Here is a 13,053-nt window from a genome sequence, read left to right as displayed (position 1 = left end):
CGGCATCCGCAAGCCTTCCTCAAGAACCGGCGGCGGCCGCTCGTCTGCGTTGATGCTGCATCTAGGTTCACCACACTGACATGGCCGTACCGCGGTGGAGGAGTTCAAATGTTCCAAGTCATCGCTGGAATCCAGCCGGGCCTGGCCACCGCCGAACGTTCGGCGGCCGCGATGGTGTTCGAGGCCGCCGTCATGTACCGGTACGTCACCGCAGCTCGCGCCGGAATCCGCCGGGACCGGCGCTCAGGCCGGCACAAGCGCGGCGCCGGCGTGGTGGCCGATTTCGACTCGCAGGTCGCGGCCGAACGGTTCGGCTCGGCCCTGGCCGCCCCCGGTCGTGAGGTCGCCGTCGTGCCGGTGACCGGCGGAATCCGCCACCGGCACCTGATCCACCGGGTGACGGTGGATCCCGCGGCGCTTTCGCCGGTCCTCGACGACCTCACCGCGGTCTGGCGGGCGGGCGTGCGGCGGCTGGTCGATCCGGCCCCGCTCGGCCCGACGGAGCCCCGATGGCTGCGCCGGCAGGAGTACGCGGTCTCGGCGTGGCGGGGCGTGCTGCTCGCCGGCCGGCCAGTGCGCAACCCCAGCGCCCTGCTGATCCGCACGCCGGACCTGGAGCTCTCCATGGTGCTCGTGCGGGCCGGCCGGCTGCTCGGCGCGCCGGCCGTGACCGACCGGGATGGGGGCGGCCAATTCGTGCGGCTTGAGGCCGGCGACACCGTCGCCCGGCTGCTCCGGGCGATCGTCGAGCGCCTGCCCGCCGGGTGGGAGCAGAGGACCAGACGGCACGCGATCGGCCAGGGGTGAAAACCCCTAAGTGATCATCCCTATGTCTCCGCGGTGCCACGATGACGTGGTGACAGTTGAACGGACCGTGCGGTTGTGCCTCGGCGAGCGGTCGCGGGCGGCGACCACGCATACGAACCTCTCGGCGGTGCGCGGCGACGGGCGCGTGCTGTGGGTGGCCGGGGACGAGACCGCCACCGTGGAGCGGCTCGTGGCCGACGACGAGCACGAGCCCACACGCTACGCCGACGAGACCAGCTTCCGCCTCGCCGACCTCGTGCCGCTGCCCGGCGCCGACGAGGACGAGGAGGCCGACATCGAGGGGCTGGCCCGCTCCGGGCCCTACCTGTGGGCCGTCGGCTCGCACAGCCTGCGCCGCAAGCAGATCAAGCCGCACCACGACGGGGCCAAGCCACTCAAGCGGCTGGCGCGGGTCGAGGGGCAGGACAACCGGCAGATCCTGGTGCGGCTGCCGATCGCCGACGCCGGCGGGCTGCCGGCACCGGTGCGCAGCATGGAGTACGGCGGCGAGACCCGGCACGCCGCGGTCCTCAGCGGGCCGGACAACCTGCGTGCCCTCCTGGCCGGCGACGCGCACCTGGCGCCGTTCCTGGCCATCCCGGGCAAGGACAACGGGCTGGACATCGAGGGCATCGCCGTGCACGGCGATCGGGTGTACCTCGGGCTGCGCGGGCCGGTGCTGCGCGGCTGGGCGATCGTGCTGGAGCTGCGGCCGTACACCGACCCCGCCGAGCCCGCGCGGCTGCGGCTGCGCGCGTTCGACGACGGCGGGCCGTACCGCAAACACGTGCTCGCCCTCGACGGCCTCGGCATCCGCGACATGTGCCCCGACGGCGACGACCTGCTGGTGCTGGCCGGCCCCTCGATGGACCTCGACGGGCCGGTGCGGGTCTACCGCTGGCACCACGCCGCCCGCGCCGCCGCCCCGCAGGTGGTGCGGGGCGACGCCGTGCACCGGGAGCTCGACCTGCCCTACGGTGACGGCGACGACCACGCCGAGGGCATCGCGCTCGTCGGGCCGCCGGAGCACCGCCGCCTGCTCGTGGTGTACGACAGCCCGGCCCCGCCGCGGTTGACGCCGGACGGGGCCGTGCTCGCCGACCTGGTCAAGCTGCCTGGCTGACCGAGCCGTCGGCGGCGATGCGGATCTGCGCCTGCGGGGTGGGCTCGGCGCACCCGGTCGCGGCGCCGGGGCAGATCGGCCGGGGCCGGACGGTGAGCTGCGCGTCGATCGCCAGCGGCGCGCCGGGCGGGGTCGTCACGGTCACGGTCACGGGGTCCATCGTCAGCGACGGCACCGGGGCGTAACCGTGGGCGGGGCCGGGGCCGGGCAGTTGCACCGCGCCGCAGGCGGTGTCCGGGGCGGCGTCCGAGGGGCACGGGCCGGCGCTCACCGGGCCGGCGACCTGCAGCGGCACGTCCTGCTCGTGGCAGCCCCACGGGCCGCAGGTGCGCAGGTGGACCTGCGGCACCCGGGCGGACACCGCCGCGTCGACGTCGACCCCGAACCCGCGCAGGGCGGCCGGGCCGCCTTGGCCCTCGGAGGGCGTGTTGGCGGCGGCGCACCCGGCCAGCAGCATGCTCGCGGCGACCGCGATCGTCAGCATTCTCACGTCAGCATCGACGCGGCCGGGCCGCCCGGGGTTCCCGTCACGGCAGGTCGTACACGTAAAGGTTGTACTTCGCCATGAGGCCGGTCAGCTTCACCGTGTACTGCGGGTCGGTCGCGTAGCCGGCCTTGTGCATCTCGGCGACGAAGCGGTTCGGATCGCCGGTGTACTGGAACGCGACGCTGTAGCGCGGGGTCGTGGCCAGGAACGCGCCGTGGTCGCGGAAGGAGTCCGCGGCGCTGCCGTAGGCGCGGAACGACGCCGTCGTCGGGAAGCACTGCCCCGCCGGCGTGCACTCGCTGGTCGAGTGCGAGCGGCACGCGATCGCGTACGGACCCTGGCCGTTGCACTTCATGCCGAAGAAGTTCTTGTCCACCGTCGACAGCGCGCTCTTGCCCCAGCCGGACTCGAGGATCGCCTGGGCGATCGTCACCGACACCGGCACGCCGTGCTCGCGGCGGCTCTGCTGGGCGCCCGCCACCGAGGCGCCGATGAACTCGTCCTGGCTCATGGTCCCGTTCGGCTCCGGCAGGCCCGACACGGGCGGCTGCCCCGGCTGGCGGCAGTCGCCACCCTTGGCGCGGCACGAGAACATCGGGCCGTCAGCGGGCGCGGCGGAGGCGACGCCGGCGCCGGCGGCCAGCGCGATGAACGTCGCCGCGAGGGCGGTGGCGAGCGTACGCCGGATTCTGGGCATCGGGATCTCCTGTCGGCCGGTCGGCGGTTGGACTCACCAACCGTCCGACGCGCCCGGCGCACCCCGGTGCCCGCGCAGGTGCGACCCGGTTGCAGGCAGTCCGGGACCGATTCCTCGCGCTGCGCATCCGCACCACCGGGGCCCGCCGGCACCTCCGGCCCCACGTCGTACACCGGCGAGTCGAATACGATCACTCGGTGCGAATCGGTGTCCTGATGCTCCCGACCGACCCCTGGCGCCAGACCGTGGAGAGGGCCAGGCACCTGGAGTCGCTCGGCTACGCGCACCTGTGGACGTATGATCATCTCTCCTGGCGCCGCTACCGCGACCGGCCCTGGCACGCCGCCATCCCCTGGCTGACCGGCCTCGCCGGCGCGACCGAGCGGGTCCGCCTCGGCACGATGGTCACCTCGCCCAACTTCCGCCACCCGGTCACCCTGGCCAAGGAGGCGATGACGCTCGACCACGTCAGCGACGGCCGGCTCACGCTCGGCATCGGCGCGGGCGGCACCGGCTTCGACGCGACCGTCCTCGGCGGGCCGGCGCCGACGCCGCGCGAGCGCACCGCGCGGTTCACCGAGTTCGTCGAGGTCCTCGACGAACTGCTCCGCGAGCCGGCGACCACGCACCGGGGCGAGCACTACGCCGCCGAGGAGGCGCGGATGATCCCCGGCTGCGTGCAGCGGCCCCGGCTGCCGCTGGCGATCGCCGCCGCCGGGCCGAGGGGCCTGGCGCTGGCCGCGCGGATCGGGGACGCGTGGATCACGTACGGCGAACCGAACGCCGCCGACCAGTCGGCCGCCGCGACCGAGGCGGCGGTCCGTAAACAGGCCGCGATGCTGGACGAGCGCTGCACCGAGGCGGGCCGGGATCCGGCGGCGCTGGACCGCTTCTTCCTCGTCGGCAACACGCAGGAGCAGCCGCTGGCGAGTGTCGCGGCGTTCGAGGACTTCGTCGGGCGGTACGAGCGGCTGGGCTTCACCGACATCGTCTTCCACGACCCGCGCCGCGACGACCCGGCGTGGACGGACGACCCGGGGATCGCCGACGCCATCGCGGAGCGACTCAACAAGGATTGACGTCCATGACGTGTCGTGACGGGGTGGTCCCCTGATCGAGCAGCGTCCCGCCCGGCACCGCCCCTGGCAGCGCCGTGAAGCTGTTCCCGTGCAACGGGCAGAGCAATCAGAAGTGGTACTGGAAGTAGGTTGCCGCAGTTCTGGCAAACCTATTCTTAACAACCTTGACAATTATGACGCCCGCAGCGTTCAGTGATTGACAGTTTCTGATGGCCGCCAACCGATGCTGTCCACTGCGAGGTACTCCTGTGCCCAGACGCCGCCAACTCCTGCCCTACGCCTCCGCCCTCGCCCTCGTCGCCGGCACCGTGGTCGCGCTCGGCGCCGCCGCCCCCGCCCAGGCCGCGACCAACGTCGTCACCGACGGTAACGCCCGCTTCGCGGTGCTCACCCCGACGCTGATCCGCCTCGAGTACGCCGGCGACGGCGCCTTCCAGGACGCGACCACGTTCAACGCGGTCAACCGGAACTTCCCGGTGCCCTCCTACACGACCACGGCCACCTCCGACGGGTACCGCGAGATCCGCACCGGCTCGCTGACCCTGCGGTACAAGCAGAACAGCGGCCCGTTCACGGCGAGCAACCTCTCCGTGGCGCTGTCCACCGGCGTCACCGCCGCGCCCGCGTTCCCCTCCTACTGCGAGTACAACACCGCCTGCGAGGCCGAGAACGCGCTGCTCACCGGGTATGCCACGCCGGCCTACGACCACACCGGCTACACCGGTTCGGCGTTCGTGGCCGGCTACGAGACGACCGGCTCCTCGCTCGCCGTCGACGTCAGCGGCGTCCCGGCCGCGGGCAGCTACCGGCTGCAGGTCCGCTACGCCAACGCCACCGGCGGCGACGGGCAGAACACCACGCGGACGCTGTCCACGAAGGTGAACAGCACGGCCGGACCGGCCCTGAGCCTGCCGAGCACCGGCAGCTGGGAAACCTGGGGCACCGCGTCAGCCACCGTCAACCTTCCGGCCGGCACGAGCACCGTCACGGTGCTGCGCAACGCCTCCGACTCCGGCCGCGTCAACATCGACAGCATCGCGCTCACGCCCACCTCCACCACCGCGTTCCCGGCCGCCTCGACGGCGCTGCTCACCACCGGCTACGGGGCCGGGCCGAAGGACGCCCTCGGCGGCTGGTCGCGCTCGCTGGACAACCCGCGGACCGTGCCGGTGCCGGAGCACCCGGGCATCCTCAGCCGCTCCGGGTGGTACCTGCTCGACGACTCCCGCACCGCGCTGTTCAGCTCCGCGCACGTGCTCGCCGACCGGCCCTCGCACGGCAGCCAGCCGTACCAGGACGGGTACTTCTTCGGCTACGGGCAGAACTACAAGCAGGGCCTGGGCGACCTCAACGCCCTCACCGGCGGATCGGCGCTGCTGCCCCAGTCGGCGTACGGCGTGTGGTACTCCCGCTACTACGGCTACAGCACCGCCGACTACCAGAACTCGCTGCTGCCGGCGTTCCGCAACACGTTCACCCCGATCGACTGGCTCGTCATCGACACCGACTGGAAGTCGCCGAGCCAGTGGAACGGCTGGAACTGGAACTCGGCCCTCTTCCCCGATCCGGCGTCGTTCATGAACTGGACGAAGGCGCAGGGGCTCGACGTCTCGCTGAACGTCCACACCAGCATCGCCGGCAACGACCCGAAGTTCGCCACCGCCAACAGCCAGGCCGGCGGGCTCGCCGCGGACGGCGGCAACTACGTGTTCGACTGGTCGAAGCCGGCGCAGCTCACCGCGTACATGAACCTGCACAAGCCCTTCGAGCAGCAGGGCGTGCGCACCTGGTGGCTGGACTACTGCAGCGGCTGCGGCGCCTCGACCGCGTCCAACCCGCACGTCTCCCCCGACACCTGGATCAACCAGGCCTACGCGGACGCCGCGGCGGCCCGGGGCCTGCGCGGCTACTCCTTCGGCCGCATCGGCGGCTCCGAGATGGGCAACGACGACTCGAACTTCGCCGTCGGCCCGTGGGCGGAGCGGCGCAACACCCTGCAGTTCACCGGCGACACCCCGGCGACGTGGGACATGCTCGCCTTCGAGGCCCGGTTCACCCCGGACGAGGCCGCGGCCGGCTTCTCCAACGTCAGCCACGACATCGGCAGTTTCCACGGCGGCCACCTCGCCGACGACCTGTACGCCCGGTGGGTGCAGCTGGGCACGTTCCAGCCGATCGACCGGCTGCACTCCGACCACGGCGACCGGCTGCCGTGGAACTACACGGGCGCGGCGGCGGCGAGCGCGACGTCCTTCCTGCGGTTGCGGGAGGCGCTCGTGCCGTACACCTACACCCTGGCCCAGCAGGCGAACACGACCGGGGTGCCGATCGTGCGGCCGCTGTACCTCAACTACCCGGCCAGCAACGAGGCGTACACGAACCCGACCGAGTACCTCTACGGCGACAACGTCCTCGTCGCCCCGATCACCAGCCCGAACGACGGGAACGGCAACGGCTCGCGCAGCGTGTGGGTGCCGCCGGGCACGTGGACGGACTACTTCACCGGCCGCAGCTACACCGGACCCTCGACGGTGACGTTCACGTCGTCGCTGGCGCAGATGCCGGTGCTCATCAAGTCCGGCGGGATCATGCCGACCCGCACCGACTACGTCGACAACGCCGCCCAGCGCCCGCTCAACCAGCTGACGGTCAACGTGGCCGCCGGCGCCGACGGGTCGTTCGCGCTCTACTCCGACGCCGGCGAGGGCGCCCCGACCGCCTCGACCACGGCCCCGCTGTCCTGGAGCGAGGCGTCGCGCACGCTGAGCATCGGCGCGCAGACGGGCTCCTTCCCGGGGGCGCCGACCTCCCGGCAGTACACCTTGCGGCTTTGGAACTCCAACGCCCCGACGGCGGTCAGCATCGACGGTGTGCAGGTGCCCGAGACCGCGTGGTCGTGGAACGCCAACACCCGCACGGTGACGGTCACGACCGCGTCGCTGCCGCTCAACGCCGCCCACACCGTCACGCTGTCCGGCTCCGCCACCGCGAACCCGACGGCAGGCGAGGTCATCGGCGCCGGCGGGCTGTGCCTGGACGTGCGCGGCGGGGTGTCCGCGGACGGCACGGCGATGCAGCTGTACGGCTGCAACCACACGGCCGCCCAGACGTTCGCCTACGGCGCCGACAACACCGTCCGCACCCTCGGCAAGTGCCTCACCGCCGGGGCGGGCGTCACGATCAGCACCTGCTCGGGCGCGGCGAGCCAGCAGTGGTCGCACCAGTCCAACGGCGCCCTGGTCTCGGGCGGGCAGTGCCTGGACGTCCCGAACTCGAACACGACGCCGGGTGCGGTGCAGCTGCAGATGAACACCTGCAACGCCGGCGCCGCGCAGGTCTGGAAGCTGCCGCCGGGCCCGGTCACCGGCCCGGGCGGGCTGTGCGTCGACGTGTCGAACGCCTCGCCGGCCTCCGGCACGGCGATCCAGCTGTACGGCTGCAACAGCAGCGACGCCCAGCGCTGGTCGGCCCCGGGCGACCAGACCCTGCGCACGCTGGGCAAGTGCCTGGACGTGGTGCACGGCGGGACGTCGAACGGCACCGCGGTCCAGCTGTGGGACTGCAACGGCACGGGCTCCCAGACCTGGGTGACCCGCGCGGACGGCACGCTGTTCAACCCTCCGTCGGGCCGCTGCCTGGACGACCCGGACAACAACCAGCACGCCGGCGACCTGCTGCGCATCTGGGACTGCAACCCCACGACGGCCCAGAAGTTCCGCCTGGGCTGAACGCTGCCCAGCTCGATTGTTGCAACTTAGTGGCAAATGCAGGAGAGTGGCAATCGGCCGCTCTTCACGCGTCCGCGCTCGCCCGGTGGCCGTGCCGGGCGGGCCGGGCGGCGCCCAGTGCGATGGTCCTCAGCCTGTCTGGGCGCCGCCCCGTGGCGATTCCGCACCCCGCGCACGCCCGGGCCGGACGGGGCCGGGCGTGCGCCGCGGCCTTCAGGCGACCGCGGCCTTCAGGCGACCGCGGCCTTCAGGCGACCGCGGCCTTCAGGCGACCGCGGCGAGATGCACCGCGGCGACGGTGACCAGGCCGATGCCGAACAACATGATGCCGCCGGCGGCCAGGACCGGCGTCATCCGGCTGGCGCGCCGCAGCACCGCGACCGAGCGGGTGTTGCGGGTGACCAGGGAGGTGCCGGCGATGGCGAGGAGACCGACGGCGAAGAGCACGACCGCCATGCCGATGCCGAACGTCAGCACCAGCAGCAGGGCGAAGCCGGCGCGGCCCAGGAACAGGCCGGTCGCGAGCACCAGGAACGCCGACGGGGACGGCGTCAGACCGCCGGAGATGCCCAGCAGCAGCAGGCCGGGCCGCTTGTCGGGGTCGTGATGGTGGTGGTGATGGTGGCCGTGCCCGTGGTCGTGGTCATGCCCGTGGTCGTGGTCATCCCCGTGGTCGTGGTCATCCCCGTGGTCGTCGTCGTGGCTGTGACCGTGGTCGTGGCTGTGACCGTGGTCGTGATGGTGCCCGCGCAGGTGGCGGCGGAGCATCCAGACGCCGGTGGCCAGGACGAGTACGCCCGCCGCGATCTGCAGCCACGTCGTGAGCTGCTCCATGCCGATCACGCCGGAGAGGGACAGGAAGGTCCAGGCGACGCCGATCACGAGGACCGACAGGGTATGCATGACGGCGACCGAGCCGCCCAGGAACGCGGCGTCGCGGATGCGGCCGCGGGAGCCCGCCAGGTACGCCGCGGCCAGGGTCTTGCCGTGGCCCGGCGTGACCGCGTGCCCGGCGCCGGCGACGAAGGCGAGCAGGAACGCCAGCGGCGTGATGCCCGGGGTGTGGATGAGGTCCTGCAGCCGGTCCGATGCCGACGTGGCCCAGGCGGTGAACGCGTTCACGCCGCCACCGCCCGCCGGCGCAGGCGCCGCGCCACGAGCACGGCGGCGGCCGCCACGAGCAGCAGGCCGCCGGCGACGACGGCGATCTGCACGGCGGCGCGGCGGCCGAGGCCCGCGCCGCCCGGGGCCGGCGCGCCGGTCAGCGCCCAGTCGTGGGTGTCGCTGCCGTCGCCGTACACGGCGCGCTGCCCGGCGGGGCCGGTCGCCAGCGTCCGGTACGCCGGATTGAGGTCGGTGAGCATCCGCACGGCGACGGTGGCCGTGGCCACCGGACCGGGGCAGGTGTACTCGGCGGTGGCACCCCTCAGGGCCAGCGCCTCGACCGGCTGGACGGTGCCGCCGCACGGCCGTTCGCCGTGGGCGACGGTGATGTGCTCCAGCAGGTAGGCGGTGAAGGCGGCGGACCCGCCGATGACGCCGGGATCGGTGTACTGCACATCGACGCTGCCGTCGGCGCGGACCCGCTCGCGGGGCAGCAGGCCCAGCGACACCCCCAGCAGCGTGAGGTCGTCCGGCCCGCCGACCCGCCACTTCACGTGGACGACATCGGGCCGCTGCCCGTCGAGCGCGACGGTCACCGTCTGCGGATCACCGAACGGATGCGCCACCGCCGGAGCGGGCACCATCGCGGCGGCCACGACACCGGCGGAGATCGCCGCGCCCGCCACCCATTTCTGCCTTCGCACGGCCGCCCAGTCTGCCGAGCGCCCCGGACGAGCACAGGGGTCGGCCGGTGATCAACAAGGGTCGCCTAGGTGAATTTCGTGACGCCCGCCGGACCCCAGCCGGCGCTCGCCGGCGAGGGCGCGCGGATACGATCCACTCCATCGAGATGAGCCGGTGAAGGAGGCCTGCCGATGAGCACTGACCCGACGATGGCCCGCATCAGCGAAGGGGTGGAGCTGCACCACCATCAAGGCCGGCGTGAGGCTGCCCGCGACCTGTTCGCGCAGATCTGGGACGAGATCGGCGGGGAGCAAGGGGATCCCTTGCACGTTTGCGTGCTCGCGCACTCGATGGCCGATGTGCAGGACGATGTCCACCAGGAGCTGCTCTGGGACCAGCGGGCGCTGGCGGCGGCCGACCTGCTCACCGATGCCCGGGTGGCGCGGGCCGGGGTCGCGCTGCCCGTGGCCGGCTTGTATCCGTCGCTGCACCTCAACCTAGGTGACTGCTACCGCAAGCTCGGCGATCTCGGCCGCGCCCGCGAGCACCTCCAGCAGGCGCAGGCCGGGATCGGCGCGCTCGGCGACGACGAGTACGGGCGGCTGATCAAGGACGGCCTGGATCGGCTGACGCAGCAGCTGACCTCCGGGTAGCCGCGCGCTGGGGTATGACCGCCTCGACCGGGGCGACCGTGGCCGCGTCTGGTGGCGGTCGGCTGGTGCCGCTGCGCCGTCATCGAGCCCCGCCCGAGCCGAACCCGGGCGGGCGGCGCCGGCGATCCTTCACCGCGACGCCGCGGGCCTCCAGGCGGGGCAGGACGTCCGGATCGTCGACGCGGGCCATGCTGGTGTCGAGGCTCCGCAGCGCCGGCAGCGTCTGCAGCACCCCGCTCGCCAGGCAGTCGCCGGTCAGCACCAGCTCCTCCAGCCGGGGGTGGCCGGCGAGCGGGGTCAGGTCCAGCGGTTGCCGACGGTAGCCGTGGCCGTTCAGGTCGAGCGAGCGCAGGGCCGCCAGCGCGTGGATGCCCGCCAGGGAGCCGAGGTTGTAGTCGTCGCTCTCCCCGCCGGTGTCCCAGTCCAGCGCGTCCTCGATCGCCATGTAGATGTCGTTGCCGCCGTCGAAGTCGATCGACTCGATCCCGGCGACCGCGTCCGCCGGCAGTGGCCGGGCGTGCAGCCGCCGCGCGGCGGCGTCGACGCGGGCGTAGCCGTCGCCGGGGAGCTCGTCGAAACCGGCGACGAGCTCCCCGGCGCTGACGACGCCGCAGTTGAGCAGGGCATCGAGCACGGCCAGGTGGAGGCCGCGGTCCGGGAACGTGACGAAGTCGCTCACGATCCGACAGTACGGCCTGCCGGGCCCAGCACTCGGCCCGGGCGCGTCAGGCTCCCCGCGCACGGTCGCCTGGCACCCGGGCGGGTGGCCCGCTGCCGCTGATCGCGCCGGCGACCTACCTGGCCGGCGGCGGTGCAGGCGCCCGTGACCCCGGCGATCGCCGGCCGCCGAGGCGTTTCGCCGACCCACGGGCGGGCAGTCGGGCGGCGGGAGGTGGTCGCGATGCGCATCGTCGTGGTCGGAGCCTCGGGCAACGCCGGCACCGCGCTGCTGCGCCGGCTGCGCGCCGACGGCGGGCACAGCGTCAGCGGGGTGGCGCGGCGGCTGCCGGACGGGCCGGAGTACGCCTGGGTGCGGTGGCACTCGTGTGACGTCGGGGCGCCCGGCGCCGAGGACGAGCTGCCCGGCATCTTCGAGGGCGCGGACGCCGTGGTGCACCTGGCCTGGCAGATCCAGCCCAGCCACGACCGGGCCGTGCTGCGGCGCACCAACGTCGAGGGCAGCCGGGCGGTCGTCGACACGGCCGTGCGGGCCGGCGTCGGCACCCTCGTCGCGGCGTCGTCCGTCGGGGTCTACGCGCCCGGGCCGAAAGACGGGCTCGTCGGCGAGGACTGGCCGGCCACCGGTGTCGCCGCGTCGTCGTACAGCCGGGACAAGGTGGCGCTGGAGGGCATGCTCGACGCCGTCGAGGGGCGCCTGCGGGTCGTGCGGCTGCGGCCCGGGCTGATCTTCCAGCGCGACGCCGGTACGGAGATCTCCCGCTACTTCCTCGGGCCGCTCGCGCCCGTGGGGCTGCTGCGCTTCGGCCGCGTGCCGCTGGTTCCCGACCATCCCCGGCTGCGCCTGCAGGCCGTGCACGCCGACGACGTCGCCGACGCCTACGTGCGGGCGCTGACCACGGACGTGCGCGGGGCGTTCAACGTCGCCGCCGAGCCGGTGCTCACGCCGAGCCTGGCGGCGGAGATGTTCCACGGCCGCACGATCGGAGTCTCCGCGGGTGTACTGCGCGCCGCGGCCGCCGCGACCTGGCGGCTTCGCCTGCAGCCCGTCGACGCCGGCTGGGTCCGGCTCGCCCTCGCCGCCCCGCTGCTGGCCACCACCCGGGCCACCACCGAGCTGGGCTGGCGGCCCACGATCGACGCCACCGAGGCCCTGCGCGACCTCGCCGCCGGGATGGCCGCCCACGCCCACGCCGGCAGCCCGCCGCTGTCCGGCAGCTCCAGCAGCCCGGGCCGCCTCGGCGCGCTGCTGCACGGCCGGCTGCCCGGCACCGGCAACCCGTACTGAGCCGCGGACGTTTTCACGAAGGCCGATCGGGTAGGCGCAGGACATGGTCGACATCGATTCCCGCAACGCCCGCGAGTACGCCGCGAAGGCCTCCGACGAGCGGCCGCTGCGCGGCTACGCCGTCGCAGTCGGCGCGTTCGCGGCCGCGGCCGGCGCCGTGGCCGGGCTGGCGCGGCTCGCCGGCCGGCCGCTGCCCACCCGCCCCGCCGCGGCGGACCTCGCACTGCTCACGCTGGCTACGCACAAGATCTCGCGGCTGCTCACCAAGGACGCCGTCACCAGCCCGCTGCGGGCGCCCTTCGCGCGGTTCGAGGCGCCGGCCGGCGAGGCGGAGCTCATCGAGAGCCCGCGCGGGCACGGCGTGCGGCACGCGGTCGGCGAGCTCGTCACGTGCCCGTTCTGCACCGACGTGTGGGTCGCGAGCGGGCTCGCCGCGGGGCTGGTGTTCGCGCCGCGGGTCACCCGCTTCGGCATGGGCGTCGCGGCCGCCGTCGCCGGATCGGACTTCCTGCACCTGGCCTACGACGCCGCCAAGAAGGCCGCCTCGGGCTGAGCGCCACGGCCGCGGCGTTGCGCTCGGTCACGGTACTCCCACCTGTCGAGCCGCGGCCCCGGCCTAACGCGAATGGGCGACTGCCGCCGGGGACTGCTCCAGCTCGCCGGGCATGCATGCACAAATGCAGATATGCCAACAGTTTTGCGTATGCACACATCGGCGCCGCGGT

12 protein-coding genes are annotated in these 13,053 nt (G+C 73.5%); 7 read left to right on the top strand and 5 right to left on the bottom strand.

The window, feature by feature from the left end; genetic code table 11:
- Window positions 1-108: 108 nt before the first annotated feature.
- Both ACQPY0_RS23530 and ACQPY0_RS23525 read left to right on the top strand, forming a co-directional pair.
- Window positions 109-807 (top strand): hypothetical protein, encoded by a 699-nt coding sequence (locus ACQPY0_RS23530; RefSeq protein ID WP_432992475.1) that lies wholly within the window; start codon window positions 109-111, stop codon window positions 805-807.
- A 49-nt stretch (window positions 808-856) separates the two neighbouring features.
- Window positions 857-1,930, top strand: coding sequence for a DUF3616 domain-containing protein (locus ACQPY0_RS23525; protein WP_432992472.1), 1,074 nt, complete (start codon window positions 857-859; stop codon window positions 1,928-1,930).
- Here ACQPY0_RS23525 and ACQPY0_RS23520 read toward each other — a convergent pair.
- Together ACQPY0_RS23520 and gsmA are read right to left on the bottom strand one after the other, a co-directional pair.
- Window positions 1,914-2,420 carry a hypothetical protein gene (locus ACQPY0_RS23520; protein ID WP_432992469.1) on the bottom strand — a complete coding sequence of 169 codons (507 nt, stop codon included), beginning with the start codon at window positions 2,418-2,420 and terminating at the stop codon, window positions 1,914-1,916. The two genes, ACQPY0_RS23525 and ACQPY0_RS23520, sit on opposite strands and share 17 nt — an antisense overlap.
- 37 nt (window positions 2,421-2,457) lie before the next feature.
- Entirely contained in the window at window positions 2,458-3,114 is a 657-nt protein-coding gene (gsmA, locus tag ACQPY0_RS23515) for a sporangiospore maturation cell wall hydrolase GsmA (RefSeq protein WP_432992466.1), read from the bottom strand.
- A gap of 197 nt (window positions 3,115-3,311) precedes the next feature.
- Here gsmA and ACQPY0_RS23510 point away from each other — a divergent pair, with 197 nt between their 5' ends.
- Window positions 3,312-4,193, top strand: a complete 882-nt coding sequence (locus ACQPY0_RS23510; RefSeq protein ID WP_432992463.1) for an LLM class flavin-dependent oxidoreductase — start codon at window positions 3,312-3,314, stop codon at window positions 4,191-4,193.
- A gap of 248 nt (window positions 4,194-4,441) precedes the next feature.
- Window positions 4,442-7,921 carry a ricin-type beta-trefoil lectin domain protein gene (locus ACQPY0_RS23505; RefSeq protein ID WP_432992460.1) on the top strand — a complete coding sequence of 1,160 codons (3,480 nt, stop codon included), beginning with the start codon at window positions 4,442-4,444 and terminating at the stop codon, window positions 7,919-7,921.
- Between the two features lie 264 nt (window positions 7,922-8,185).
- Here ACQPY0_RS23505 and ACQPY0_RS23500 read toward each other — a convergent pair whose 3' ends face one another.
- Both ACQPY0_RS23500 and ACQPY0_RS23495 read right to left on the bottom strand, forming a co-directional pair.
- Window positions 8,186-9,043 (bottom strand): cobalt transporter, encoded by an 858-nt coding sequence (locus ACQPY0_RS23500; RefSeq protein WP_432992457.1) that lies wholly within the window; start codon window positions 9,041-9,043, stop codon window positions 8,186-8,188.
- Entirely contained in the window at window positions 9,040-9,729 is a 690-nt protein-coding gene (locus ACQPY0_RS23495; protein ID WP_432992454.1) for a hypothetical protein, read from the bottom strand. Before ACQPY0_RS23495 ends, ACQPY0_RS23500 begins: the two co-directional genes overlap by 4 nt.
- A gap of 171 nt (window positions 9,730-9,900) precedes the next feature.
- Between ACQPY0_RS23495 and ACQPY0_RS23490 the strand changes: the two genes are divergently transcribed.
- Window positions 9,901-10,362 carry a hypothetical protein gene (locus ACQPY0_RS23490; protein WP_432992451.1) on the top strand — a complete coding sequence of 154 codons (462 nt, stop codon included), beginning with the start codon at window positions 9,901-9,903 and terminating at the stop codon, window positions 10,360-10,362.
- 79 nt (window positions 10,363-10,441) lie between these two features.
- Here ACQPY0_RS23490 and ACQPY0_RS23485 read toward each other — a convergent pair whose 3' ends face one another.
- Entirely contained in the window at window positions 10,442-11,041 is a 600-nt protein-coding gene (locus tag ACQPY0_RS23485; protein WP_432992448.1) for a DUF6892 domain-containing protein, read from the bottom strand.
- A gap of 222 nt (window positions 11,042-11,263) precedes the next feature.
- On the opposite strand from ACQPY0_RS23485, the gene ACQPY0_RS23480 reads away from it, so the two are divergent.
- Window positions 11,264-12,328 carry an NAD-dependent epimerase/dehydratase family protein gene (locus ACQPY0_RS23480; protein WP_432992445.1) on the top strand — a complete coding sequence of 355 codons (1,065 nt, stop codon included), beginning with the start codon at window positions 11,264-11,266 and terminating at the stop codon, window positions 12,326-12,328.
- A 43-nt stretch (window positions 12,329-12,371) separates the two neighbouring features.
- A complete protein-coding gene (locus ACQPY0_RS23475) occupies window positions 12,372-12,881 on the top strand; it encodes a DUF1360 domain-containing protein (RefSeq protein WP_432992442.1) in 510 nt (169 codons plus the stop codon).
- Window positions 12,882-13,053 lie beyond the last annotated feature (172 nt).

This window comes from Dactylosporangium sp. CA-233914, assembly GCF_050942935.1.
GTDB lineage: Bacteria > Actinomycetota > Actinomycetes > Mycobacteriales > Micromonosporaceae > Dactylosporangium.
Note: the sequence above shows the minus strand (reverse complement) of the source record. Positions and strands in the feature narration are given on the sequence as shown.